Raw genomic sequence first — 24,153 nt, forward strand, 5'->3', positions numbered from 1 at the left:
CGCGTGGACAGTCAGCGTCAGTTCCTTCCCTGCGTGGGCCTTCCGGATCGTCCTCCGGAAGCCGGTACTTCGTTACCTTACCTAATCTTTAACGCTTTCTTGATGCCTTCGAGTGTTCGTACGAACCGGTGCGCAAATGGATGCATCCCCATACCGCGTCCGAGTGGCTTCGGCGGGGCGCCTATGGTTGCTCCTGCACTCCCAGGACCACCCTGCCCCTCGAAGGACAGCGATGCCCGCCAACACAACCGCCCCTTCCGGGTCTTCCGATGCGAAGAAGTCCGGCAGGAAGAAGGGGCGACGCGCCCGCCTGTTCGTGATCGTCCTGGTGCTGGCGCTTGTCGCGGGTGTCGGGTTCGGCGCGTACTGGTCCGTCTCGACCGTCCGGGCCTCGTACCCGCAGACCACCGGTTCCATCGAGCTGAAGGGGCTCTCCGGGGACGTCGACGTGAAACGCGACGACTACGGGATCCCGCAGATCTACGCGGACACCGACAGCGACCTCTTCCGCGCCCAGGGCTTCGTCCAGGCCCAGGACCGCTTCTGGGAGATGGACGTCCGCCGGCACATGACCTCCGGACGCCTCTCCGAGATGTTCGGCTCGGGCCAGGTCGCCACCGACTCCTTCCTGCGCACGCTGGGCTGGCGCAAGGTCGCCCAGGAGGAGTACGACACCGTCCTGGACGAGGACACCAAGAAGAACCTCCAGGCCTACGCGGAGGGGGTGAACGCGTATCTGGACGGCAAGGACGGCAAGGACATCTCCGTCGAGTACGCGGCCCTCGGGCTGACCAACGACTACAAGCCGGCCAAGTGGACGCCCGTCGACTCGGTGGCCTGGCTCAAGGCGATGGCCTGGGACCTGCGCGGAAACATGCAGGACGAGATCGACCGCTCGCTGATGACCAGCAGGCTCAGCTCGAAGCAGATCAAGGACCTCTACCCGGACTATCCGTACGAGAAGAACGAGCCCATCGTCGACAAGGGCGCGGTCTCCCCGGTCACCGGCAAGTTCGACCCGGACGCCGAGCCTTCGGGCGGTGTCGGCGCCCAGACCCCCCAGGGCGCGGCCGAGGGCGTCAACACGCAGCTCTCCTCGCTCTCGAAGACACTCGACGAGATCCCCGCGCTGCTCGGGCCGAACGGTGACGGCATCGGATCGAACTCCTGGGTCGTCTCCGGTGCGCACACGACGACCGGCAGCCCCCTGCTGGCCAACGACCCGCACCTGGCGCCCATGCTGCCGTCGCTCTGGTACCAGATGGGGCTGCACTGCCGGCAGGTCTCCGAGTCCTGCGGATACGACACCGCCGGGTACACGTTCTCCGGGATGCCCGGTGTGATCATCGGTCACAACCAGGACATCTCCTGGGGCTTCACCAACCTCGGCGCCGACGTCACGGACCTCTTCCTCGAGAAGGTCGGTGCGGACGGCTACCAGTACGACGGGAAGACCGAACCCTTCGTCACCCGGCAGGAGACCATCAAGGTCGCCGGCGGCAAGGACAGGAAGATCACCGTCCGCGAGACCAACAACGGTCCGCTGGTGTCGGACCGCAGCGGGGAACTGGAGAAGGTCGGGAAGAAGGCCCCCGTCACCACCTCCGCCCCGGACCGCGGCGACGGGTACGGGGTCTCCCTGAAGTGGACGGCGCTGCAGCCCGGCAGGTCCATGGACGCGGTCTTCGAGCTCAACCGCGCGAAGGACTTCACGACCTTCCGCAAGGCGGCCTCCGACTTCGAGGTGCCCTCGCAGAACCTCATCTACGCCGACACCAAGGGCAACATCGGCTATCAGGCGCCCGGCACCATCCCGGTCCGCAAGAAGGGGGACGGCACGATGCCGAGCCCCGGCTGGGACCCGGCGTACGGCTGGGAGAAGGACCCCATCCCCTTCGACGAGCTGCCCTACGAGTACAACCCGGACCGTGGCTACATCGTCACCGCCAACCAGGCGGTCATCGGTCAGGACTACGACCACATGCTGACGAAGGACTGGGGCTACGGCGCCCGGAGCCAGCGGATCAACGACCTGATCGGCGACAAGATCGAGGGTGGCGAGAAGATCTCCACCGACGACATGCAGACGCTGCAGATGGACAACCAGAGCGCGATCGCGCCGAAGCTGGTGCCCATCCTGAAGAACCTCAACATCTCCGACAAGAACGTCCGCGAGGCGCAGAAGCTGCTGGAGGGCTGGGAGTACACCCAGGACTCCGACTCGGCCGCCGCCGCGTACTTCAACGCGGTCTGGCGCAACATCCTCAAGCTGGCCTTCGGGGACAAGCTCCCCAAGGAGATGCGGGCCAAGGGCGACTGCATCTACGTGGAGCCCGTCGCGGGCGTCGGCCCGGTGGACGAGCAGGACAAGCTCGTACGCGAATGCGGCCAGCGCGCCCCGGACGCGGCGCAGCCGGACGGCGGCGACCGCTGGTACGAGGTGGTCGAGAACATCCTGGACGACCAGGACAACGCGTGGTGGAAGGTCCCCGCCAAGGGCCGTGAGCACGCCATCGACAACCGTGACGAGCTCTTCGCCCGCGCCATGGAGGACGCGCGCTGGGAGCTGACCGCGGAGCTCGGCAAGGACATGAGCACCTGGACGTGGGGCCGGCTGCACCAGCTGACCCTGCGCAACCAGACCCTCGGCACCGAGGGCCCCGGCCTGCTGCAGCGCGCCCTCAACCGAGGCCCCTGGGACCTCGGCGGCGGCGAGGCGACCGTGGACGCCACCGGCTGGAACGCCGCGGGCGGCTACGAGGTGATCTGGGTGCCGTCGATGCGGATGGTCGTCAACGTCGGCGACTGGGACAAGTCCCGCTGGATCAACCTCACCGGTGCGTCCGGTCACGCCTTCAGCGCCCACTACACCGACCAGACCGACAAATGGGTGAAAGGCGAACTGCTGGACTGGTCCTTCGGGGAGAGCGCCGTGGAGAAGTCCACGGTCGACTCCCTGACGCTCAAGAAGCCCTAACCCCGGGCGGTCCCGGTGCGGAAGCGCCGGGTTCCGGCCGGTGTGACCACGGCGTCCACGAGGTGGTCGTGCGGTTCCTCCGGGACCCGCGCGACCACCTCGTCGTCGTAGAGCAGGACGACGAGGGCGGGGTGCGCCCCCGCGGCCGCCAGCCGTGCCAGCACCCGGTCGTAGCTGCCACCACCCCGGCCGAGGCGCATCCCCCGCCCGTCCACGGCCAGTCCGGGCAGCAGGACCGCGTCCGCTTCGAGCACCGCCCGCGGACCGAGGCGCGCACCGTCGGGCTCGCGCAGGCCGCGGCCGGCGGCGACGAGTCGGTCCGCCCCCTCGAACTCGGCCCAGTCCAGGTCGTTGTCGTCCATCAGCACCGGCAGCAGGACGCGTACGCCGCGCCGCCGCAGGGCGTCGAGGAGGACGCGGGTTCCCGGTTCGCGGCCCACCGACACGTACGCCGCCACGGTCCGGGCGTCCGCGAGCTCGGGAAGAGCGGTCGCGGCGGAGGCGAGAACCGCGGCCGCCTCAGCGACGTCCTCAGAGGTGAGGAGGGCACGGGCGGCCAGCAGCTCGCCGCGCAACGCCTGCTTTCCGGACATGTCGGGGTTCAACGGGTCCCACATCCTTCATCTATGCGCATGTATGAGGACGAAGTTAACCGGACGCTCATCTTCCGCCCATACGCACCGGTTACAGTTCTGCGCATGACTCAGTCGCACCCCAGGATCAGCAAAGCTGTCATCCCAGCTGCGGGCCTCGGCACCCGGTTCCTGCCGGCCACCAAGGCCACTCCCAAAGAGATGCTGCCTGTCGTCGACAAGCCCGCCATCCAGTATGTCGTCGAGGAAGCCGTCGGCGCGGGCCTCTCCGACGTACTGATGATCACCGGCCGGAACAAGCGTCCTCTGGAGGACCACTTCGACCGGAACTACGAGTTGGAGTCCGCGCTGACCCGCAAGGGCGACGCCGACCGCCTCTCGAAGGTCCAGGAGTCCAGCGATCTGGCCACCATGCACTACGTGCGCCAGGGTGACCCGCGCGGGCTCGGCCACGCCGTCCTCTGCGCCGCGCCGCACGTCGGCGACCAGCCGTTCGCCGTGCTCCTCGGCGACGACCTCATCGACCCGCGCGACCCCCTGCTCGCCCGGATGGTCGAGGTCCAGGAGCGCGAGGGCGGCAGCGTCGTCGCGCTGATGGAGGTCGACCCCTCCCAGATCCACATGTACGGCTGCGCCGCCACCGAGGCGACCACCGACAGCGACGTCGTCCGAGTCACCGGACTCGTGGAGAAGCCCGAGACGGGCGAGGCTCCCAGCAACCTCGCCGTGATCGGCCGCTACGTCCTCGACCCGGCCGTCTTCGGCATACTGCGCCGGACCGAACCCGGACGCGGCGGCGAGATCCAGCTGACCGACGCCCTCCAACTCCTCGCCGAGGACGAGAAGATCGGCGGCCCCGTGCACGGCGTCGTCTTCAAGGGACGCCGCTACGACACCGGTGACCGGGGCGACTATCTGCGTGCCATTGTCAGACTCGCGTGCGAACGTGAGGACCTGGGACCGGACTTCCGGTCCTGGCTGCGCAGTTACGTCAGCGAGGAGTTGTAAGAGCTTGAGCAGCACGATCTGGTCGGTCGACGAGCACCTGGACGACATCCTCTCCGCGGTGAGGCCGCTCGAACCCATCGAGCTGCAACTGCCGGACGCCCAGGGCTGCGTCCTGGTCGAGGACGTCGTGGTCGAGGTCGCCCTGCCGCCCTTCGACAACAGCTCGATGGACGGATACGCCGTCCGGATCGCCGACGTCGAGGGCGCCAGCGAGGAGTTCCCGGCCGTCCTCACCGTCATCGGCGATGTCGCGGCCGGTGACGGCGGCCTGGCCGAGGGCCGGACCGTCGGCCCCGGAGAGGCCGCCCGCATCATGACCGGTGCACCGCTCCCCGAGGGCGCGGAGGCGGTCGTCCCGGTCGAGTGGACCGACGGCGGCACCGGCGAAGGCCCCGCGACCACGATGCGGGCCCACAGCGACGCCCCGGAGGGGGCGAGCGGCGAGGTGCGCGTCCACCGGCCGGCCGAGCCGCGCGCCCACGTCCGGGCCAAGGGCAGTGACGTGAAGCCCGGTGACCTGGCGCTGGCGGCCGGCTCGGTCGTCGGACCGCCGCAGATCGGACTGCTCGCGGCGATCGGCAGGTCGACGGTGAAGGTGCGGCCCCGGCCGCGAGTCGTCGTCCTGTCCACCGGCAGCGAACTGGCCCAGCCGGGGGAGGAGCTGACCCCCGGCCGGATCTACGACTCCAACAGCTTCGCGCTGACCGCTGCCGCCAGGGAGGCCGGGGCCATCGCCTACCGGGTCCCCGCGGTCGCCGACGACGCCGGGACGCTCCGCGCCACGATCGAGGACCAGTTGATCCGCGCCGACATCGTCGTCACCACGGGCGGGGTGAGCGTCGGCGCGTACGACGTGGTCAAGGAGGCCCTGTCCTCCGTGGGCGACGACGACGAGGGCGGCGGCATCGACTTCCGCAAGCTCGCCATGCAGCCGGGCAAGCCCCAGGGCTTCGGCGCGATCGGCCCCGACCACACCCCGCTGCTCGCACTGCCCGGCAACCCGGTCTCCTCGTACGTCTCCTTCGAGTTGTTCGTCCGCCCGGCGATCATGACGCTGATGGGGCTGAAGGACGTCCACCGCCCGAAGGTCCGGGCAACGCTCGACATGGACAAGGCGCTCACCTCGCCCGACGGGAAGCGGCAGTTCCTGCGCGGGACGTACGACGCGGAGAAGGGCACCGTGACTCCCGTCGGCGGCGCCGGATCGCATCTGATCGCCGCACTCGCCCAGGCCGACGCGCTGATCGTGCTGCCGGAGGACGTCACCTCCGCGGAGCCCGGCGCGGAGACCGAGGTGATCCTCCTCCGCTGACTTCCGCGCGGTGGCGGTACCGTATCTGCCGCTGTGCCTTACCGGGGGAAGCCCCCCGGCCCCCCCTGCTCGCACGCGTGTGCGCGGCCGGGCGGGCAACCGGCGCCCTACCGCTAGGCGGAGTGAGTTGAGTACGCAGAACAGGCTGACCCACATCGACGAGGCGGGCGCGGCCCGCATGGTCGACGTGTCGGAGAAGGACGTCACGACCCGTGTTGCCCGGGCGAGCGGACGGGTCCTCGTGTCGCCGCGCGTCATCGAACTCCTCAGGGGCGAGGGCGTACCCAAGGGTGACGCCCTCGCCACCGCGCGGATCGCGGGGATCATGGGGGCCAAGCGCACACCCGACCTGATCCCGCTCTGTCACCCGCTCGCCGTCTCCGGCGTCAAGGTCGATCTGAGCGTCGCCGACGACGCGGTGGAGATCCTGGCCACGGTGAAGACGACCGACCGGACGGGGGTCGAGATGGAGGCCCTGACCGCCGTGTCGGTGGCCGCTCTCACGGTGATCGACATGGTCAAGGCGGTCGACAAGAGCGCGGTCATCACGGACGTGCGGGTGGAGGCGAAGTCGGGCGGCAAGTCCGGCGACTACCGGCGCACCGGACCGGAGGGGTCGCACGCATGAGCACGCCCGGCAGCGGCGGATACCGCGCCCTCGTCGTGACCGCCTCCAACCGCGCCTCCGCCGGTGTGTACGCCGACAAGGGCGGCCCCCTCATCTCCGACGCCCTCACCGGCCTCGGCTTCACCGTCGAGGGCCCGCAGGTCGTGCCCGACGGCGACCCGGTCGAGGCGGCCCTGCGAGCCGGCGTGGAGGCCGGCTACGACGTGATCGTCACCACCGGTGGTACGGGCATCTCGCCCACCGACCGCACACCGGAAGCCACCCGCCGGGTCCTGGACCGCGAGGTGCCGGGCATCGCCGAGGCCATCCGCGCCGAGGGCCGGGACAAGGTTCCCACCGCCGCGCTCTCCCGAGGTCTCGCCGGAATCGCCGGCGGCACCCTGATCGTGAACCTGCCCGGCTCGACCGGCGGCGTACGCGACGGCCTCGCGGTGCTCGGCAGGCTTCTGGTGCACGCCGTCGACCAGTTGCGCGGTGGCGACCACGCCCGACCGGGGAGCCCGAGCTGAACGTCCGGACCTGGCCGGTGATCCTGACCGACGGCGCCGTCACCCTCCGCCCGATAAAGCTCCGGGACCAGAGCGTGTGGCGTGAGGTCAACCGGCGTAACCGGGACTGGCTGCGCCCCTGGGAGGCGACGGTCCCACCGCCCGCCCCCGGTGGGCCGGTTGCGCGTCGGCCCACCTACCGGCAGATGATCCGGCACCTGCGCGCCGAGGCGAACGCGGGCCGGATGCTTCCGTTCGCCATCGAGTACGAGGGCCGTCTCGTCGGGCAGTTGACGGTGGCGGGCATCACCTGGGGCTCCATGTGCTCGGGGCATGTCGGGTACTGGGTCGACCAGAGCGTGGCGGGCCGCGGGGTCATGCCCACCGCGGTGGCGCTCGCCGTCGACCACTGTTTCGGCACGGTCGGACTGCACCGGATCGAGGTGTGCATTCGGCCGGAGAACACGCCCAGCCGGCGCGTCGTGGAGAAACTCGGATTCCGTGCCGAAGGGCTGAGGCCGCGTTATCTGCACATCGACGGTGCGTGGCGCGACCACCTGATCTTCGCCCTCACGGCGGAAGAGGTGCCGGACGGGCTGCTGCGGCGTTGGCGCAGGGTGCGGCCGGGTACACCGGACACGCCGAGCACTCCTGGGGAAATAAGATAAGTGTTCGAATTTGATCGACGGCTGAAGGTAATCGCCCCCACTTTCGTCGACCGGTGACCCGAAGAATCACAAAAAAAGTCCGTCATATGAGCGAGAACGTGCGACACACCGGGCCAATTGGCGGATGCTGCCGCGCAAACCCCTCTACGGTGTGAGAGTGAGCAGCAGCGGCCTCATCTACGCAGTCATCGTCGGTGCCTGGGCCGCCTACTTGGTGCCGATGTGGCTCCGCAGGCAGGACGAGCTCAACGAGGCGCGTCCGACGGAACGCTTCAGCACCGCCATCCGGCTGCTGTCCGGACGGGCGGCGATGGAGCGTCGTTACGCCAAGGAGCTGCAGGAGCGGGATGCCGAGGAGGCGCCCGGCGACGCGGACCCGGATGCCGTCACGGACCGTTTGGAGTCCGTCGACGTCCGGGCCTTTTCCGCGCCCCCGGCCCATACGGAAGCGCGGTTGCGCGACCCGGCGTCCGCCGGGCCCGGGCCGGACCGCCGGCGTGAGATGCCGGTCCGCCCGGCCTCCGGCCGGCGGGAGACGAGACGCCCCTCCGGTGCCGAGGCCGAGCGTGAGCGCCGGCGGCGTTCGCAGGTCCTGGCCCGGCGCCGGCGCACCACCACGGTCCTGTTCCTCGCGTTCACGCTGGGCGCGGTGGTCGCCGCGGTGGGCGGACTCCGCTTCCTGTGGGCTCCGGCGGTCCCGGCCGTGATGCTGAGCGCGTACATCGTGCACCTGCGTGGCCAGGAGCGCCGCCGGTTCGTCTTCACGATGGACCGGCGCCGCGCGGAGGCCGCCGCGCAGCGGCTCCGCGAGAACCGCCCTCGCAGGCAGCACTCATCGTCCTCGGCGGCCGCCGAGCCCGACGAGGAGTCCGAAGCGCCCGCGCCCGTCCCGACGGTCTCACCGCAGGAGGCCGGCCGCCGCGCTCTCGTCGAGCAGACGGATCACGCGGAGTGGGTCGACCAGCAGCGCGAGCGGGGCCCCGCCCAGGGGGACAGCTGGGAGCCCGTCCCGGTCCCGCTGCCGACCTATGTCACCGCCCCCGTCGCCCCGCGCGCCACCGGCGGGGTCGAGGTCGGCGACCCGGAGACCTGGAGCGCCGCCCGCTCCAGCCCGGCCGAGCCGAGCCGCGACTCCCAGGACGCGGCCCCTTCGGACGCCGAGCCGGCTCCGCGCCGCCGGTCCAGCCCGGCCAGGCGCACCCGCGACCGGGGCCGTACCCCGCTCTTCGACCAGTACGACGGCGAGGACCGGCCGCGTGCGGCCAACGAGTGAGCTCGCTCGCGGAGCCGACTCGGTGACCTGCCGGGATACGGATTTCCGAGCACCCCGATCGGGGTGCTAGAGTTTCACACGTCGCAAGGGCCTGTGGCGCAGTCTGGTAGCGCACCTCGTTCGCATCGAGGGGGTCTGGGGTTCAAATCCCCACAGGTCCACAGACGACAGTTCGCGAGTAGCTCTCGCGGACGTCACGAGATCCCGTTCCGCCGGAAGGCGGGGCGGGATCTCAGCGTTTCCGGGGCCCTTCCGACGGCGCGTCCCTGACACTTGACGTCGCTGATGACCACGCGTGCCCCGCTGCCTCCTCGTCCGCCGGAAGGCCTGAGCCCCGCGCTGACGATGGCACCGGGGCGCCCGGGCTTCCGGGACGCGGCGCCCTTCAGCATCCCCGCGGAGTTCGTCCGGTACGCCGCGGCGCGGACTGCAGTGGTGGCTGTGGCGGCACAGCATGCGTGCGTACCCGGCCCGGCGACCGCGAGACCGGTGACGCCGGCGAGGCGAGCCGGTGAGGCCGTGTCACGACAGGCTCCGCCGGAACGGGCGGGGTGGCGGACAAAGGCGTCGGGAACCGAATGCCGACCGAGGGCGTGATCGTTCATGACGGCATGAGACCGGTCTTGCATTCATGTCTGCCGTTCATAGGATGTGGCCTCGAACAGTCGGCCGACGGAGGCGCGGAGTGGGAACCGAAGGGGAGCGGACGGGGCTCAGGTCCGACGCGAGCGCGGGCGGAACAGCCTCCATGAGGTTGAACGGGCTTCCCGAGGACGGTCCGGCACCGGTGTACGGCCCTGTGGCGCCCCTGGCCCCTCCGAGTCTCGTGTCAACGGCGTCCGAGAAGAAGGCCGCCGCCGGGGTCATCGAGAACGAGCTGCTGACGAGCACCAGGAAGGCCGGCAACCACGCCGACGAGGCCAACGCCGGAGCCGCGAAGTCGCTCAGCGGATGGGCCACCGCGGGGGCGTTGAAGAAGGTGCAGACCACCTGGGACGGACAGGTCAGAACTCTCCTGGGCCGTCTGGGCAGGGAGCGCGACGGGCTGAGGAACACCGCCACCACGTTCACGGGCATCGACGCCGACCGGCGGGACGGCATCAGTTCCGTCAGGACCCCGTCGGTCTTCGACACCTACCGATGAGGGGCCCGAGGCCGCTGCGCGGTACGCGGACAGCCCGGGAGGATCGATCATGCTGACCTATCGCGACGTCATGACGGCGGACTTCGCGGAGCTTTCGGCAGCCGCCGAAAGCTGGACCTCCATGGCGAAGGAGTTCGGGAAGGCCGAGAAGCGCTACCGGGACGGCGTCCAGACCGTCACGCTGGGAACCGGATGGCTCGGACTCAGCGCTGACGCGGCCTCCCTGAACTTCGCGGCGACCCGGTACGAGTACCAGGCGGCCCAGACCCAGGCGAAGGCGACGGCGACCCTGCTGCGCAACGCCCACGCCCAGTTCGTCGAGCTGAAGCAGCGGCTGGTGACCGCCCGCGCCGACGCCGTGGCCGCCGGGATGAAGGTGTCCGAGCAGGGCAATGTCGCCTTCGACCACGAGCGAGCCACCGAGGCCGAACGCGACGCCCTGCGCCACGACCCGGACTACGCCAGGAGCGTCCACGACAGCGAGCAGTCCTGGGCCGACTACATCAAGGCCTGCGTCAAAGCCGTCGACGACGCCGATCAGGACGTGCAGAAGGACCTCGAAGCCGTCGTCAAGGACACCGGCGGGGGTGGGAACGACGGCACGGCGGGCGGCTTCAACGGCAACGCCGACAAGGTCGCGGCAGCCGACGACCAGCAGAAGCAGCAGCGCATGGAGCTCAACTCGCTGGCCATGCGTGACGGTGAGACGCTCGACGACTATCTGCAGCGACTTCAGCGTGACGGAGTCGAGAAGATCACGGGCAGCAAGCGGCTGGCCGATCTCTTCGCCGCGGTGCAGAAGGGCACGATCACGGCCTCCGCCTTCGCCGCCGCCGTCGGAGGGAGCGCGGGCGGCGCGTTCAAACTGTTCAAGTACCTCAAGCAGGGCAAGGACGTCACCGCGCCCGGAACCTTCCTCTCCACCTTCATCAACAACCGCATGGCCGGGGCCGTACCGGGGAGCCTGCTGAGCAAGGTTCCGCCGGGCATGGTCAATGCCATCACCGGATCGGACGAGGCCGCCATGTTCGGCGGGTTCATGCGTAACGGCACGTTCGTGATGCCGTCGGCCGCCGAGGCCAACCTCGCCAAGGTCGCACAGAACGGCGGCCTGGCGAACGCGGCGAAGGCAGCCGGCTGGATCCGGGGCGCGGGAGTGGTCGGCGGTGTCGCGGCGACCGCGTACGGGGTCGCCAACCTGACGACGTACGACGCGGACATGATCAAGGCCGATCCGGCGAAGTTCGCCAGTGACCTCAGTGGTACGGCGTTCAGCGCGTCCATGACCGCCCTGACGGTCGCGCCCAATCCGGTCACCGCGGGCCTGGCGGTCGGTACCGGCCTGGTGTACGCGGGCTGCCTGGTCTGGGACAACCACGAGGCCATCGGGGAGGGCATCGAGAAGGCCGGGGAGTGGGTGGGGGACACCGCCTCGGACATCGGGGAGGGAATCGCCGACGGCGCCAAGAAGGTCGGCAGCGCGCTCAACCCGTTCGACTGACGAGGACACCCATGCATACGACGATCAACCCGTTCACCCTCGCCTTCTGGAAGGAGAAGCAGCCTCACGGCCGTACGAAATTCGGCTGGCAGGGCACGGCCGGTGAACTCGGAGACATCCGGCTCGTCTATCCGGCGGGCAGGGACATGACTAATGTCCTGGTCACGGAGGTGACCGGCGGGCTGATCCCGACCGCCACCTTCGAGACACGCGGGGTGCACACCGACGTGGTCTCGATGCCCACCCTGAATCGTTCGACGCTCCGGCTGGGCGGCGGACAGGTGAGGACGGAACGCAACCGCTGGGCGCCGAGCCACCGGGGCCGCAGCCTGCGGATGACCTACCTGGGCGACTCCTACCGGCTCACGGCGATCAATCGCAGGGCGTACGAACTGATCCGGCTGCGCGATTCCGAGGACCCCGGCGTGGAGATCGTCGTACGCGAGTCGGGCCGGGGCAGCGGCCGGAAGCTGACGGTTCGGGCCACCGGACGGGTGCTGCCCGCAGACATCTCCCTGGCTATCCTCTTCGCCGGGGTCGACCGGTCCGTGCTGACCCGGCGTGGAGCCGTACGCGCGGGTGTTTCAAGGATCTTCAACTTCTGGGCCGAGTCCCAGTACTGAGCCACGACCAAGTGAGTGCGTATGCCTTCGTTCGACATCTCCCGTGCCAGGTTCCGGCTGGCCGACGAGCATCTGATCGTGCTCTCCGAGCTCGCCACGGGTGCCCCACTGCCCGGTGAGCTCGCGACGGCCCGGCAGGAACTGGTGGACTGCGGGCTCGTCGACGGGGGCGGCAGGCTGTCCCCGCTGCTGCTTCCGTTGATCAACACGGTCCTGTCGCCGGGAGTGGTCGTCTCGCTGGAGGCGGCCGGCAGACAGGGCAGCCTGCACCACGGCATGCTCATCGGGGAGGAGCACGTCGTCGCCCATGAGGCGTGGCCGGGCACGAACGAGGCCGAGTACTCCCTGGTCGACCCGAAGATGCTGGTGTGGAAGCTCGCCGACATGGTGAACCTGCGGCAGACGACCACGGGCGTGGCGCCAGGCGCGTCCGCGGCCTCCGCGCGGCCCGCCTCCGATGCTTCCGGGGCCGCCCTTTCCGTCGTGGAGACGGCCGTCGGAACCGCCGAGGCCGGGCTTGCGGTGCTGGCGGGGCCCGCAGTCCTCCCGGCGGCCGAGGAACGCCGGGCGATTCTGGAGGCCCTGGCGGCAGGCGGTCCGGCACGCCCCGCCGAGCGGGAGCTCGACCTCCTCGCCGAGCTGATCTCCGGGCTGCGGTCGAGCTGGCGGCTCACCTCGGCATGGCGGGGCCACGGCGACGGACGGGACGTGACGACAGCCCGTGGCATCGCGGTCTGGGACTGCGGACCGCTCGGCTACTGGCAGCGCGAACTGCCCACCGAGCCCGTGGCCGAAGAGAGGATCACCCCGGACGCACCCTTCCGGCTCGTACGTGTGGAGCCGAGAACCCTCTGGGCACAGATCACCGGCCTGCTGCCTGACGCGGCTGAACTCCGGTTGCCCGCGACCGGGGCGGGTGCGGCGTAGCACCGCGTCGGGACTGTTTGCTCCCGCTCTCCTGGACGAGGAGCGACACCACGAGACACGCGAAGAAGGCCGAGGCGAGAAGGGCCCAGCCGCCGGGGCTCTCGGGGAACACCAGGAAGGCGGAGATCAGAACGGCGACCACGGAGAAGGACGCGACGAACTGGGCGTACCGCCTCACAGCGGTTCGCTGCTCCACAGGCTGTCCGAGACGGGACATGGGCTGATCCTTTCCGGAAGGTCCGATTCCCCGGAGGCCGCTTCGACGGCCTGTGCGAGACGGCGGAACCGCGGCTGGGAGGTGTCCACCGCGGTGCCGGTCCCGGCGGGGATCGCGGCGACCTGCGCGCCTACGCGTCGGCGGGCGAGGTGCGCAGGAATCTGCCCCGGTGGTCATGGAGTTGCGAGTGCCCCGTGGCTCCCGGATAAACGGGATCGTCGAGATGTTTCTGCTTCCGCTCCCGGGGAGAGCCGCCCGGAGCCACGCCCCGTGGCAAATGGCTCGACACCGGTCCCGGCGATCGGGGACGCTTCGCGCGATGACCAGAATCGATGACATCCCGACCGCGTGGGACGAGCGCACCCAGCTCACCACGTTCCTCGACTACGCCCGTGACACCGCCCGCGCCAAATGTGAGGGCGTCTCGGCGGAGAACGCGCGCAAGGCACTCCTGCCGGGCTCACCGCTGATGACCATGAGCGGTCTGATCAACCACCTCCGCTGGGTCGAGTACCACTGGTTCCAGGTGGTCTTCCTCGGCGAGGAGGACCAGGGTCCCTGGACCGACGAGGACCCCGACCGCGAGATGCGTATCGCGGTGGACTTCCCGCTGGCCCAACTGCTCGACGAATACGCCGAACAGAGCGCCCGGTACCGCGAACTGGTCGCCGGGAACGACCTCGACAAGCAGGCCGTACGAGCGCGCCCCAGCGGCTCCCCCGTCGACCTGCGCTGGATCCTCCTGCACCTCACGGAGGAGACGGCACGCCACAACGGCCACCTGGACATCCTGCGCGAGATGCTCGACGGCACGACCGGGGACTGAGGGCTTCCGGCGCTCGCAGCCCGAACCTCGGAGCCCGAACCTCAAAGCCCGAACCTCGGAGCCCGAATCTCGGGACTCGGGCTCCGGGAGGGCTGGTTCGCTCTTTCGGGGGATGCCGGGAGGGCTCCGGCTCGGCGCTTGAGCTTCGGGATCCGGGGGGCGGGATCCGGGAGCCGAGGTTCGAGCGGTGTTGTTCATCCGGGTGGGAAAGAAGGGTTTGGGAAGAACCTTTCCACCCTCCCTACCCCGTCACGGCCAGCAAGTATGACTAATCGTGACCGACTTGCGGCGCAGAGTGGCGACTGCTTACGGTGCCCACAACGAATCGACCCCGACGCGGTGTAGTCGCACCGGCCGGGGTCTCGCCCCAAGATCCGAAAAAAGGTCGGTCCCGTGGCTGTTCAGCACCTTAGCTCCGCCCCGAGTGCCCCCGCATCTTCCCGCGCCGAGGCTTCCCGGCCCTACCGGCAGGCCCCGAGCGGCTACGGAAAGCGGTCCGCTCCGGATCAACGCCCCGCCTCAGCAGCTGACTTCGCGTGCCTCCCGGCGCGGGAGCGCTATGTCGCCGGGTACGTCGACCATCTGCCCGAGGGTGCCGCGATGGACATCAAGTCCCTGGCCAAAGACCTCCCGTTGTACGGCCAGATGGCGATCGGCTCGGCGCTCAGGGCGCTCGCCGTGGCGGGGCATCTGAGGCATGTGCGCTGCCGGGTGGAAAGCCTCGGGCAGAGCCGATGGGTCACCCTCACCTACTGGTCCCGCACCGCTCGCGACAACGAGTGGTGGTCGCTCCAGCTCGCGTCGGGCGGGAGTCCCGCCGGGAGTGCTGCCGGGAGTCCTGCCGGGAGTCCTGCCGGGAGTTCCGCCTCCGCCGCCTCCATCGACAGCACCGCAGCAACGGTTGCCCCCGAGGTTCCCCGGCAGCGGGTCCCGGAGCAGCCGCCCGAGCCCGACCCCGGACCTGTAGCCGGTCCCGCCCCTGCGGCCCCCGCCCCCGCCCCGGCTGAGGCCGGCCGCGCGACCGAGCCCGAGCGGTCGCCCGCGTATCTCGCGCTGGCCCGGCTGGGGCGGGCCGATGCGCGGCTGACCCTGTCCGCCAAGGACTGCGAGGTGCTGGAGGGCCTGGCCGCCGCTTGGTTCGAGCGCGGGGTGGACGCCGACTACCTCACCCGGGCGCTCACGGCCGGGCTGCCCGCACAGGTCGGATCGCCCGTGGGACTCGTCCGGCGCAGGCTGACCGACAAGCTTCCGGCTCGGCTGCCCGGCCAGGCGGTTCCCGCGCCGGACGCACCCGTGCGCGCCGTTCTGGTCGAATGCGCCGACTGCGGGCGTCCGGGGCCGCCCGAAGCGCTGCCCGACGGGCTGTGCCGCGCCTGCCGTCAGACGGCGGCCGCCTCCCCGGGCCTGCTTGAGGCACCCGCGCTCGAACCGGACATCGAGGCCCACATGAAGCTGCTCAGGGAGAAGCTCCGGCTGCCCTGAGTGCGGAGGTCCGCCTCAACTCCTGGCCGAAATCCGTACGAAGGCGGCCCAGGACGCGGGGCCGACCGCCAGTACCGGCCCCTGCGGCCGGGCTGTTCGGGTGGAGGTCGCCGGCGCCCGGGTCGAACGGTGGCCCGTCCTGAGTCCCGGAGGCCGTCCCGCCGACGCGGAGTCCGGGGGACTGATGCTCGTGGACGTACTGTCCGACGACCGGGGTGTCCGGCCGAGGGCGGGGCGCCCGGCAAGCTGGTGTGGGCTGAGGCCGGGGACCGGACCAGGTGAATGCGCGAAGGCACTGTCCCGGTGGAGGAGACCAGCCGGTAACCTGGGCCGGACTCGCTCATCCGGCCTGCCGATGAACGGTGTTGAGGTCCGCGGTGGCCGGGTCCGGGGCGCGTGCTCCACGGTTCCGTACGCATGGAGGGTTCCTGTGACTGCCGGAATACCCGACTCCTCGGTCGACACGAGCAAGCCGCACCCGGCACGGGTCTACGACTGGCTGCTGGGCGGCAAGGACAACTACCCGGTCGACCAGGAGGTCGCGGGGAAACTGCCGGCCGAGGCGCGGGCCAACGCGGCGCGGAACCGGGCCTTCATGCACCGGGCGTCCGCGTGGCTGGCGGGACAGGGCGTCGGCCAGTTCCTCGACATCGGGACGGGCATTCCCACCGCCCCCAACCTCCACCAGGTGGTCCAGGGCGTCACACCGCACGCCAGGGTCGTCTACGCGGACAACGATCCGATCGTCCTGCGTCATGCGGAAGCGCTTCTGGCGGGCGGCCCCGAGGGGGCCACGGACTACATCCACGCCGATGTGCGCAGGCCTGCGGAAATACTCGAACGGGCCGCCCGGACGCTGGACTTCACCCGGCCCGTCGCACTGTCCCTCATCGCCCTGATGCACTTCCTGCCCGATGACCAGGACCCGTACGGCATCACCCGCAGGCTGGTCGAGGCACTGCCCGGGGGAAGCTTCCTGGTCCTCTCGCACGGCACCGCGGACCAGCACCCCGAGCTCAGGCAGGAGACGGAGTCCGCGTACAAGAGGGGTGCGATAGCCCTGCGGATGCGTACCCGGCAGGAGGTCGAGCCCTTCTTCGAAGGGCTGGAGCTGGTCGAGCCGGGGCTGGTCACCGCGCCCGAGTGGTACCGCGACGAACCGGCGCCGGTGTACGAGCGGAGCGGGTTCTACGTCGGGGTGGCGCGGGTTCCGTAAGGGTCAGACGGGGCCGGTCAGGGACTTCGCCATGCAGATGCTGCTGTCGTACGTCCGGTAGTGGCCGAACTTCGGGCAGGGCGTGTAGCCGCTGGACGTGTACAGCGCGATCGCCTCAGGCTGCTGGTCGCCGGTCTCCAGGACCATGCGGGTGCGTCCGGCGGCGCGGGCGTCGGCCTCCAGGGCGGCGAGGATGCGGCGGGCGAGGCCCTGGCCCCGGGCCTCGGCGGTCACGAACATCCGCTTGATCTCGGCGTCGCCGTCGGAGTAGCCCTCTTCGTTCTCCTCCTGGCCGCGCCAGCCGCCGGTGGCCACCGGGCGGTCCTGCTCGTCGTAGGCGAGCAGGTAGAGGCCGCGGGGCGGGTCGAACATCGTGGCGTCGAGGGGGGTGACATCGCCCCCGTCGCCGTAGCGCTCGGCGTATTCGAGCTGCACCATGTCGTTGAGCTTGACCGCGTCAGGGTGGTCGAACGGCCGGGGCTGGATATTCATTCAAGTGATGGTACAGGTATGCACTAGCCCTTTGTAGGTATCGTACCGGGATGCTGACTGTTACCACCGTGAATGTGAACGGACTCCGGGCTGCCGCGAAGAAGGGCTTCGTGGAGTGGCTGGGCCGGACCGAGGCCGATGTGATCTGCCTCCAGGAGGTCCGCGCCGAGGTGCAGCAGCTCCCGGAGGAGCTGCGGGAGCCCGACGGTTGGCATGTGGTGTACGCCCCGGCGGCCGCGAAGGGGCGCGCGGGCGTCGCTGTCTACTCGCGGCGCGAGCCGGAGCGCGTGCAGATCGGCTTCGGAGGGTTCGATGTGCCGGGATGTGAGGAATTCGACACCTCGGGCCGCTATGTCGAGATCGACCTCCCCGGTGTGACGGTCGCCAGCCTCTATCTGCCCTCCGGTGACGTCGGCACCGAGAAGCAGGAGGAGAAGGAGCGCTTCATGGCCGCCTTCCTCCCCTACCTCGTGGGCCTGAAGGCGCGGGCCGCCGCCGACGGCCGCGAGGTCGTCGTGTGCGGTGACTGGAACATCGCTCACCAGGAGGCCGACCTCAAGAACTGGAAGGCCAACCAGAAGAACTCCGGCTTCCTCCCCGAGGAGCGGGCCTGGCTGACCAGGGTGTTCGACGAGGCGGAGTACGTGGACGTGGTCCGCGCCCAGCACCCGGAGCAGGAGGGCCCGTACTCCTGGTGGTCCTACCGTGGCAGGGCCTTCGACAACGACGCGGGATGGCGGATCGACTACCAGGTGGCGACCCCCGGACTCGCCGCCCGCGCGGTCAAGGCCCATGTGGAGCGGGCCGCGACGCACGGCGAGCGGTGGAGCGACCACGCGCCGGTCACCGTCACCTACGAGCGCTGACGCCGACGTGGTGCGGAGCGAGGCGGGCGACGTCGACGGTTACCTGGCCGAGGCGGCCGAGGAGCGCCGGTCCGTGCTGACCGCGATGCGGAACCTGTGCCGGGAGGAGCTGGCCGGCTTCGAGGAGCGCATGGCGTACGGGATGCCCGCCTACGAGCGGGACGGCGCCTGCGAGATCGCGTTCGCGAGCCAGAAGCTGTACATCTCCTTCTACCTCATGCGCGCCGACGTCCGCGAGGCGTTCGAGGAGCGGCTCGCCGGCCAGGACATGGGGAAGGGCTGCCTGCGGTTCCGGAAGCCGGAGAGCGTCGACCTGGGGCTGGTGCGGGATCTGCTCAGGGCCACGGCGGCGCTGCCGGGCACACCCTGCTGATCCACGAAGGTCCTGGCCGGGCCTGCGAGGCCCAGGTCAGGGCCGCAGGGCGGGTATCCGGAGGGGCTTGTCGGTGCGGTGGCGAGATGTACCGTGATGTCATGAGCCTCAAGCCGGACACCCGGGACGAGATCTATCGGCACCTGCGTGATTACCGCGACCAGTTGATGGAGCGGACCGAGGTCCTGTACGGCGAGATCTCCGACGGGCGGCTGCTGATGATGATGAGTCCTGTCATGGCTCATCAACGTGTGGCCAACCGGCTGCGTGATCAGCTGATCACGCAGGGAGGCGACTCGATGTCGGTCATGGCGGAGACCGATCTGGAGGATCCCGCGCTCGGTATTCTGCGCATCCCCGACCTCTGTGTCATTCCTCGTGACGTGGAGGAGAGCGAGGACCGGGCCATTCCGGCCGACCAGGCTCTGGTGGTCATCGAGATCGTGTCGCCGTCGAACTCGTCCAACGACTATCGCGACAAGGTGCGTGACTACGCACGGATGAGGATCGCGCACTACCTGATCGTCGACCCGCGCGACGGCACGTGCGTCCACTACTGGCAGCCGGCCGGTGAGGACTGGGACAACCGTCAGCGCCATGTCTTCGGAGACGTGATCATCGTGGGCGAGTTCACCCTCGAAACCGGAGGCCTCACCCGCTACCGCGCGCCCGCCGGCGGTTGAACCAGGCCGTCCCGCTGCCGGGCCTGCGAGGTCCAGGTCAGGGCTGTCGCAGGTCCAGCATCTGGAGGACCTTGTCGTAGCGGCGTTCGCCGACGGCGACGAAACCGGGCAGGCGGCCGTACTCGGTGAAGCCCAGGGACTCGTAGAGCCGCAGGGCGCCGGCGTTGTCGCCCCGGGCGTCCAGGGTCAGAACCTCGATCCCGGCCTTCCGGGCGTCGGCGATCAGGGCGCGGGCCAGGGCGCGGCCCGTGCCCAGGCCGTGTGCGGCGGCATCCACCGCGAGTTTCTCCAGGTCGGCGTGGGGCCGGTGAGTGGGGCGGCCGTAGCGCGTCCAGTAGCCCAGACCCACCAGGCGGTCGCCGGAGTAGGCGGCCCGCAGAGCGGCGTCCCCGGCCCGGGCGGCGGTGATGACGTGGTCGAGCAGGGTGGCCACCTCGTCCGGCGACGGGGGTTCGGTCCAGCCGAGCGCGGCGCCCGAGGCGACCAGATCGGCCAGGATGCGGTGGGCCGACCCGGCGAACCGGTTCCGCAGTTCGGTGTCGGCCGCCAGTTCACCGGCGTCGAGGACGTCGACGGGGGTGACCGGCCGGGTCCCGGGGCTTCCGGTCCGCGTCCCGTCGTACGCGCCGCCGTCCTCGCGCAGCCGCCGGTCCAGGGACATCGAGAGTTCCGCGTCGACCACCGCATGCGCCAGGGCCCGCAGTTGGTCCGGATCGGAATGCGCCGCGTGCCTGTGCAGCACCCGTACGAAGAGGTCGGCCAAGGCGTCGGCGTGGGCGCGGACCTCGCGGCCGGACGCCAGTACCGCGCCCAGCGGCACACCGGCCCGCACCAGCTCGGAGGAGGCCTCCAGGAGGCGTCGGCTGATGTGGACGATCTCGTCGCCGTCGATGCCGAGGTAGCCCAGCTCCATGGAGGCGGCGAGGTTCTCCGCCGTGGCCTCGTCCTGGAAGTAGTCGGCCAGCTGCTCGGGCGTCAGCCGGACCGGGGTCTCCTCGGTCGGCTCGCCCAGGCCGAGCACCTCGGCGACGTCCCGGCCGCTGTCGAAGGTGGCGGCGAGGTCGGCGATGCCGTTGAGGGTGTGGCCCCGCTCCAGCAGGCCGGTGATGGTGCGCAGCCGGGCCAGGTGGTGGTCGTCGTACCAGGCGATACGGCCTTCGCGGCGGGGTGGCTGGATCAGGCCGCGCTCCCGGTAGAAACGCAGGGTGCGCACGGTGATGCCGGCCTCCCTGGCCAGCTCCTCCATGCGGTACTCGCGGTGTTCGTCTCCTTCGGCCACACCCGCACCCTATGTTGTACCGCCGGTAACTTCCCTTGTCCCGACCCCTACCCATCGGTACGGAGCTGCTCTACCCTCCCAACCATGCCAGTGATTGCTGGCAGAGTCGTGTCACGTACCGCGGGGAGGCGGCAGCATGGCCCAGCACGAGCACGTACGAGTGGCGGTGATCGGATCCGGATTCGGGGGCCTCGGCGCCGCGGTCCGGCTCCGCCGTGAGGGAATCACCGACTTCGTGGTCCTGGAGCGGGCCGGAGCCGTCGGCGGCACCTGGCGCGACAACAGCTACCCGGGCTGCGCCTGCGACGTGCCGTCCCACCTGTACTCCTTCTCCTTCGCGCCCAACCCCGACTGGCCGCGCACCTTCTCCGGGCAGCAGCACATACGCGCCTACCTGGAGCACGTGGCGGACACCTTCGGGCTGCGCCCGCACATCAGGCTGAACCACGAAGTCACCGTCATGCGCTGGGACAACGACGAGCTGCACTGGGTGATCGAGACGGACAACGGGGCGACCGTCACCGCCGACGCGGTCGTCTCCGCCACCGGCCCGCTCTCCGACCCCAAGCTCCCGGACATCCCGGGGCTCGCGGACTTCCCCGGCAAGGTCTTCCACTCCGCGCAGTGGGACCACGACTACGACCTGAGCGGCAAGCGGGTCGCCGTGATCGGCACCGGCGCCTCCGCGATCCAGATCGTGCCGGAGATCCAGCCGAAGGCCGGCCGGCTGACCCTCTTCCAGCGGACCCCGCCCTGGGTGATGCCGCGCATGGACCGCGCCATCAGCGGCGCCGAGAAGTGGCTGCACCGAGCGCTGCCCTTCACCGCCACCGCGCGCCGAGGACTGCTCTGGGGCATCCGTGAGTTGCAGGTGGGGGCCTTCACCAAGCACCCCAACCAGCTGGGGCTCGTCGAGTCGATAGCCAAGTCGAACATGGCGCGTGCCATCAAGGACCCCGCGCTGCGGGCCAGGCTGACCCCCTCGTACCGCATCGGCTGCAAGCGCATCCTGCTCTCCAACGCCTACTACCCGGCGCTCGCCCGGCCGAATGTCGACGTGATCGCCTCCGGGCTCTCCGAGGTGCGGGGTTCCACCCTGGTCGGTTCGGACGGCAGCGAGACCGAGGCGGACGTGATCATCCTCGGCACCGGGTTCCATGTGACGGACATGCCGATCGCCACCAGGGTCGTCGGCGCCCACGGGATCACCCTCGCCGAGTCCTGGAAGGACGAGATGAAGGCCCTGCGCGGGGCCACGGCGTCCGGATTCCCCAACTGGATGACGATCATCGGGCCCAACACCGGGCTCGGGAACTCCTCCATGATCCTCATGATCGAGTCCCAGCTGAACTACATGGCCGACTACCTCCGCCAGCTCGACGTCCTGGGCGGACGGGTGGCGCTCGACGCCCGTCCCTCCGCGGTCGGCGCCTGGAACCGGCGGGTCCAGGACCGGATGAGGCGGACCGTCTGGAACACCGGCGGCTGCACCAGCTGGTACCTCGACGACAACGGCCGCAACACCACCGTCTGGCCCGGAACGACCGCCGAGTTCCGGCGGGCCACCCGTACCGTCGACCTCGCGGAGTACGAGGTCGTACGTTCCCCCGACCGCACCCGCACCACGGCGAAGACCGTGACCGAGGAGGCCGCACGATGAGCCGGCTGACCCAGCAGGCGGCCACCGCCGCCGCCCCCGTGCCCGAGCGTGAGCTGAGTGTCCTCTCCGCGGACGGCAAACGCGTCAACGTCGAACTGCACGGCCCCGAGGACGCGCCCGCCGTCGTCCTCGCCCACGGCTGGACCTGCAACACCCGCTTCTGGGACGCCCAGATCCACGCGCTGTCGGCGGACCACCGGGTCATCGCGTACGACCAGCGCGGCCACGGCCGCTCCCCTGCCGCGGGCCCCGACGGGTACAGCACCCGGGCACTGGCCGACGACCTCGAAGCGGTCCTGAGGGCCACGCTCGAACCGGGGCGGAAGGCGGTACTCGCCGGGCACTCCATGGGCGGGATGACGATCATGGCGGCCGCCGGCCGTGACGCCGTACGGGAACACGGGGCCGCCGTGCTGCTGTGCAGCACGGGCAGCTCCCGGCTGACCGCCGAGTCCCTGGTCCTGCCGCTGCGGGCAGGTGCGCTCCGTACGAGGATGACGGCGGCGGTGCTCGCCGCGCGCGCGCCGCTCGGTCCGGTCAACGCGGTGTCCAGGTCCGTCCTCAAGTACGCGACGATGGGGCGCGGTTCGGCGCCCGACCGCGTCGACACCTGTGCCAGGATCGTCCACGCGTGTCCTCGTGGGGCCCGGGTGGCCTGGGGGCGCGTGCTCGCGGATCTCGACCTGGAGGCCGGGGTGCGGGAGCTGCGGCTGCCGACGGCGGTCATCGCGGGTACGGAGGACCGGCTCACGCCGCCGGTGCACGCGCGGGCCATCGAGGCGGCACTGCCGAACGGTCTCGGTCTGACCGTGCTGGCGGGCATGGGCCACATGACCCCCGTGGAGGCGCCCGAGGTGGTCACGGAGAAACTCCGCGAACTGGCCGCCGGATACGTCACCGTGGAAGGAGCCGTAGCCGTCGATGCCGTCGACGGGGCGGGCGCAGTGGGCGAGGAGGAGGTCGCATGAGCGGCAGCAGGAGTCTCGAAGGACAGGTCGTCGTCGTCACGGGTGCGGCGCGAGGAGTGGGCGAACTGCTGGCCCGCAAACTCTCGGCGCGGGGAGCGACCCTGGCTCTGGTCGGCCTGGAACCGGACGAGCTCAAGAAGGTCTCCGAGCGGCTGCACTCCACCAGCGACCACTGGTACGCGGACGTCACCGACCACGCCGCGATGAGCCGGGTCGCCGAGGAGGTCAAGGCGCGCTTCGGGAAGGTGGACATCGTCGTCGCCAACGCGGGCGTCGCCACCGGCGGGCCGCTCGTGGACTCCGACCCGGAGGCGTGGCGGCGGGTCATCGAGGTGAACCTGATCGGCGGCGCGGTGACGGCACGGGCGTTCCTGCCGGTCCTCATCGAGAGCCGGGGCTACTTCCTCCAGATAGCGTCGCTCGCCGCCATCACCCCCGCGCCGATGATGAGCGCGTACTGCGCGTCCAAGTCGGGAGTCGAGGCGTTCGCCCACTGCCTGCGCGGCGAGGTCGGTCACCGGGGGGTGAAGGTCGGCGTCGGCTACCTCTCCTGGACCGACACGGACATGGTCCGCGGGGCCGACGAGGACGACGTGATGCGGGAGTTGAGGCAGCGGCTGCCCTGGCCGACGAACCGCACCTACCCGCTGGGCCCCGCGGTCGACAGGATCGTGGCCGGGATCGAACGCCGCTCCGCGCATGTGTACGCCCAGTGGTGGCTGCGCGGGATGCAGTCCGTCAGGGGGTACCTCCCGATGGTGATCGGGACGATCGGACAGCGCGAGATGAAGCGCTTCGGCTCCCGCCTCGACGGGGTGAGCAAGGGGCTCGTGGGCGCCGGCGGCGAGGCGGACCGGGCGGCGCGAACTCAGCGTCAATGATCGAAATGCGGCGAATGTCCGGGTGTGTAAGTCTGAGCGAGGTCCCACCGGGGACCAACCCCACGCAC

Annotated in this window: 23 protein-coding genes, 1 tRNA gene and 1 pseudogene; 21 read left to right on the forward strand and 4 right to left on the reverse strand. The window is 70.3% G+C overall.

Annotated features, from left to right (window positions below; all coding sequences use genetic code 11):
* Positions 1 to 232 precede the first annotated feature (232 nt).
* Positions 233 to 2,977 carry a penicillin acylase family protein gene (locus tag ACFXOA_RS24000; RefSeq protein WP_385032163.1) on the forward strand — a complete coding sequence of 915 codons (2,745 nt, stop codon included), beginning with the start codon at positions 233 to 235 and terminating at the stop codon, positions 2,975 to 2,977.
* Here ACFXOA_RS24000 and ACFXOA_RS24005 read toward each other — a convergent pair.
* Positions 2,974 to 3,582, reverse strand: a complete 609-nt coding sequence (locus tag ACFXOA_RS24005; protein ID WP_385032166.1) for a 5-formyltetrahydrofolate cyclo-ligase — start codon at positions 3,580 to 3,582, stop codon at positions 2,974 to 2,976. The two genes, ACFXOA_RS24000 and ACFXOA_RS24005, sit on opposite strands and share 4 nt — an antisense overlap.
* 93 nt (positions 3,583 to 3,675) lie before the next feature.
* Here ACFXOA_RS24005 and galU point away from each other — a divergent pair, with 93 nt between their 5' ends.
* The 14 genes from galU to ACFXOA_RS24075 all read left to right on the forward strand — a co-directional run bounded on the left by galU (position 3,676) and on the right by ACFXOA_RS24075 (position 16,883).
* Positions 3,676 to 4,578, forward strand: a complete 903-nt coding sequence (gene galU, locus ACFXOA_RS24010) for a UTP--glucose-1-phosphate uridylyltransferase GalU (RefSeq protein ID WP_385032169.1) — start codon at positions 3,676 to 3,678, stop codon at positions 4,576 to 4,578.
* Between the two features lie 4 nt (positions 4,579 to 4,582).
* Entirely contained in the window at positions 4,583 to 5,890 is a 1,308-nt protein-coding gene (gene glp, locus ACFXOA_RS24015; protein ID WP_385032172.1) for a gephyrin-like molybdotransferase Glp, read from the forward strand.
* 127 nt (positions 5,891 to 6,017) lie between these two features.
* Positions 6,018 to 6,518: a cyclic pyranopterin monophosphate synthase MoaC gene (gene moaC, locus ACFXOA_RS24020; RefSeq protein WP_385032175.1), complete on the forward strand. Its 501-nt coding sequence runs from the start codon at positions 6,018 to 6,020 to the stop codon at positions 6,516 to 6,518.
* Positions 6,515 to 7,027 carry a molybdenum cofactor biosynthesis protein B gene (locus ACFXOA_RS24025; RefSeq protein ID WP_385032178.1) on the forward strand — a complete coding sequence of 171 codons (513 nt, stop codon included), beginning with the start codon at positions 6,515 to 6,517 and terminating at the stop codon, positions 7,025 to 7,027. Before moaC ends, ACFXOA_RS24025 begins: the two co-directional genes overlap by 4 nt.
* A 17-nt stretch (positions 7,028 to 7,044) precedes the next feature.
* Positions 7,045 to 7,674 carry a GNAT family N-acetyltransferase gene (locus ACFXOA_RS24030; RefSeq protein ID WP_385032181.1) on the forward strand — a complete coding sequence of 210 codons (630 nt, stop codon included), beginning with the start codon at positions 7,045 to 7,047 and terminating at the stop codon, positions 7,672 to 7,674.
* Between the two features lie 124 nt (positions 7,675 to 7,798).
* Positions 7,799 to 8,947, forward strand: a complete 1,149-nt coding sequence (gene glpR, locus ACFXOA_RS24035; RefSeq protein ID WP_385032184.1) for a gephyrin-like molybdotransferase receptor GlpR — start codon at positions 7,799 to 7,801, stop codon at positions 8,945 to 8,947.
* An 87-nt stretch (positions 8,948 to 9,034) separates the two neighbouring features.
* Positions 9,035 to 9,108, forward strand: a tRNA-Ala gene (locus ACFXOA_RS24040).
* A 587-nt stretch (positions 9,109 to 9,695) separates the two neighbouring features.
* Positions 9,696 to 10,091: a hypothetical protein gene (locus ACFXOA_RS24045; protein ID WP_385032187.1), complete on the forward strand. Its 396-nt coding sequence runs from the start codon at positions 9,696 to 9,698 to the stop codon at positions 10,089 to 10,091.
* Positions 10,092 to 10,140: 49 nt separating this feature from the next.
* Positions 10,141 to 11,592, forward strand: coding sequence for a hypothetical protein (locus ACFXOA_RS24050; RefSeq protein WP_385032190.1), 1,452 nt, complete (start codon positions 10,141 to 10,143; stop codon positions 11,590 to 11,592).
* Positions 11,593 to 11,603: 11 nt separating this feature from the next.
* Positions 11,604 to 12,215 (forward strand): hypothetical protein, encoded by a 612-nt coding sequence (locus ACFXOA_RS24055; RefSeq protein ID WP_385032193.1) that lies wholly within the window; start codon positions 11,604 to 11,606, stop codon positions 12,213 to 12,215.
* Positions 12,216 to 12,236: 21 nt separating this feature from the next.
* Positions 12,237 to 13,142 carry a histidine kinase gene (locus tag ACFXOA_RS24060; RefSeq protein ID WP_385032196.1) on the forward strand — a complete coding sequence of 302 codons (906 nt, stop codon included), beginning with the start codon at positions 12,237 to 12,239 and terminating at the stop codon, positions 13,140 to 13,142.
* 536 nt (positions 13,143 to 13,678) lie between these two features.
* Positions 13,679 to 14,185 (forward strand): DinB family protein, encoded by a 507-nt coding sequence (locus tag ACFXOA_RS24065; RefSeq protein ID WP_385032198.1) that lies wholly within the window; start codon positions 13,679 to 13,681, stop codon positions 14,183 to 14,185.
* A 393-nt stretch (positions 14,186 to 14,578) separates the two neighbouring features.
* Positions 14,579 to 15,667 (forward strand): MarR family transcriptional regulator, encoded by a 1,089-nt coding sequence (locus ACFXOA_RS24070; protein WP_385032201.1) that lies wholly within the window; start codon positions 14,579 to 14,581, stop codon positions 15,665 to 15,667.
* A gap of 430 nt (positions 15,668 to 16,097) precedes the next feature.
* Complete coding sequence (locus ACFXOA_RS24075) at positions 16,098 to 16,883, forward strand: SAM-dependent methyltransferase (protein ID WP_385032204.1); 786 nt, start codon at positions 16,098 to 16,100, stop codon at positions 16,881 to 16,883.
* Positions 16,884 to 16,886: 3 nt separating this feature from the next.
* Here ACFXOA_RS24075 and ACFXOA_RS24080 read toward each other — a convergent pair whose 3' ends face one another.
* Positions 16,887 to 17,375 carry a GNAT family N-acetyltransferase gene (locus tag ACFXOA_RS24080; protein ID WP_385032206.1) on the reverse strand — a complete coding sequence of 163 codons (489 nt, stop codon included), beginning with the start codon at positions 17,373 to 17,375 and terminating at the stop codon, positions 16,887 to 16,889.
* 50 nt (positions 17,376 to 17,425) lie between these two features.
* Here ACFXOA_RS24080 and ACFXOA_RS24085 point away from each other — a divergent pair, with 50 nt between their 5' ends.
* From ACFXOA_RS24085 to ACFXOA_RS24095, 3 genes are all read left to right on the forward strand, one after another.
* The gene (locus tag ACFXOA_RS24085; RefSeq protein WP_385032209.1) at positions 17,426 to 18,241 is read left to right on the forward strand and encodes an exodeoxyribonuclease III; all 816 of its coding nucleotides are present in this window, start codon (positions 17,426 to 17,428) and stop codon (positions 18,239 to 18,241) included.
* Positions 18,242 to 18,248: 7 nt separating this feature from the next.
* A complete protein-coding gene (locus ACFXOA_RS24090; RefSeq protein ID WP_385032212.1) occupies positions 18,249 to 18,614 on the forward strand; it encodes an iron chaperone in 366 nt (121 codons plus the stop codon).
* Positions 18,615 to 18,715: 101 nt separating this feature from the next.
* Positions 18,716 to 19,297: a Uma2 family endonuclease gene (locus tag ACFXOA_RS24095; RefSeq protein WP_385032215.1), complete on the forward strand. Its 582-nt coding sequence runs from the start codon at positions 18,716 to 18,718 to the stop codon at positions 19,295 to 19,297.
* A gap of 37 nt (positions 19,298 to 19,334) precedes the next feature.
* Here ACFXOA_RS24095 and ACFXOA_RS24100 read toward each other — a convergent pair whose 3' ends face one another.
* Both ACFXOA_RS24100 and ACFXOA_RS24105 read right to left on the reverse strand, forming a co-directional pair.
* Positions 19,335 to 19,730 (reverse strand): GNAT family N-acetyltransferase, encoded by a 396-nt coding sequence (locus tag ACFXOA_RS24100; protein ID WP_385032267.1) that lies wholly within the window; start codon positions 19,728 to 19,730, stop codon positions 19,335 to 19,337.
* Positions 19,731 to 19,922: 192 nt separating this feature from the next.
* Positions 19,923 to 20,543, reverse strand: a pseudogene (locus ACFXOA_RS24105) (MerR family transcriptional regulator); the annotation flags it as partial.
* A 169-nt stretch (positions 20,544 to 20,712) separates the two neighbouring features.
* On the opposite strand from ACFXOA_RS24105, the gene ACFXOA_RS24110 reads away from it, so the two are divergent.
* Genes ACFXOA_RS24110 through ACFXOA_RS24120 form a run of 3 tightly spaced genes read left to right on the forward strand, consistent with a single transcriptional unit; the run spans position 20,713 to position 24,085 of the window.
* Positions 20,713 to 22,236 carry a flavin-containing monooxygenase gene (locus tag ACFXOA_RS24110; protein WP_385032218.1) on the forward strand — a complete coding sequence of 508 codons (1,524 nt, stop codon included), beginning with the start codon at positions 20,713 to 20,715 and terminating at the stop codon, positions 22,234 to 22,236.
* Positions 22,233 to 23,204 carry an alpha/beta fold hydrolase gene (locus ACFXOA_RS24115; protein ID WP_385032221.1) on the forward strand — a complete coding sequence of 324 codons (972 nt, stop codon included), beginning with the start codon at positions 22,233 to 22,235 and terminating at the stop codon, positions 23,202 to 23,204. The genes ACFXOA_RS24110 and ACFXOA_RS24115 overlap by 4 nt, the downstream gene beginning before the upstream one ends.
* Positions 23,201 to 24,085: an SDR family oxidoreductase gene (locus tag ACFXOA_RS24120; protein WP_385032224.1), complete on the forward strand. Its 885-nt coding sequence runs from the start codon at positions 23,201 to 23,203 to the stop codon at positions 24,083 to 24,085. Before ACFXOA_RS24115 ends, ACFXOA_RS24120 begins: the two co-directional genes overlap by 4 nt.
* Positions 24,086 to 24,153 lie beyond the last annotated feature (68 nt).

Source organism: Streptomyces sp. NPDC059166 (assembly GCF_042755185.1).
In the GTDB taxonomy this organism is placed as follows: domain Bacteria; phylum Actinomycetota; class Actinomycetes; order Streptomycetales; family Streptomycetaceae; genus Streptomyces.

Bases quoted from the DNA above. Each gene is read 5' to 3' on its own strand.
- ACFXOA_RS24080 (WP_385032206.1), bottom strand. From the start codon at position 17,375: ATGAATATCCAGCCCCGGCCGTTCGACCACCCTGACGCGGTCAAGCTC.
- ACFXOA_RS24000 (WP_385032163.1), top strand. From the start codon at position 233: ATGCCCGCCAACACAACCGCCCCTTCCGGGTCTTCCGATGCGAAGAAG.
- ACFXOA_RS24085 (WP_385032209.1), top strand. From the start codon at position 17,426: ATGCTGACTGTTACCACCGTGAATGTGAACGGACTCCGGGCTGCCGCG.
- ACFXOA_RS24065 (WP_385032198.1), top strand. From the start codon at position 13,679: ATGACCAGAATCGATGACATCCCGACCGCGTGGGACGAGCGCACCCAG.
- ACFXOA_RS24060 (WP_385032196.1), top strand. From the start codon at position 12,237: ATGCCTTCGTTCGACATCTCCCGTGCCAGGTTCCGGCTGGCCGACGAG.
- ACFXOA_RS24045 (WP_385032187.1), top strand. From the start codon at position 9,696: ATGAGGTTGAACGGGCTTCCCGAGGACGGTCCGGCACCGGTGTACGGC.
- ACFXOA_RS24110 (WP_385032218.1), top strand. From the start codon at position 20,713: ATGGCCCAGCACGAGCACGTACGAGTGGCGGTGATCGGATCCGGATTC.
- ACFXOA_RS24055 (WP_385032193.1), top strand. From the start codon at position 11,604: ATGCATACGACGATCAACCCGTTCACCCTCGCCTTCTGGAAGGAGAAG.
- galU (WP_385032169.1), top strand. From the start codon at position 3,676: ATGACTCAGTCGCACCCCAGGATCAGCAAAGCTGTCATCCCAGCTGCG.
- ACFXOA_RS24050 (WP_385032190.1), top strand. From the start codon at position 10,141: ATGCTGACCTATCGCGACGTCATGACGGCGGACTTCGCGGAGCTTTCG.
- glpR (WP_385032184.1), top strand. From the start codon at position 7,799: ATGCTGCCGCGCAAACCCCTCTACGGTGTGAGAGTGAGCAGCAGCGGC.
- ACFXOA_RS24025 (WP_385032178.1), top strand. From the start codon at position 6,515: ATGAGCACGCCCGGCAGCGGCGGATACCGCGCCCTCGTCGTGACCGCC.
- ACFXOA_RS24120 (WP_385032224.1), top strand. From the start codon at position 23,201: ATGAGCGGCAGCAGGAGTCTCGAAGGACAGGTCGTCGTCGTCACGGGT.
- ACFXOA_RS24095 (WP_385032215.1), top strand. From the start codon at position 18,716: ATGAGCCTCAAGCCGGACACCCGGGACGAGATCTATCGGCACCTGCGT.
- ACFXOA_RS24115 (WP_385032221.1), top strand. From the start codon at position 22,233: ATGAGCCGGCTGACCCAGCAGGCGGCCACCGCCGCCGCCCCCGTGCCC.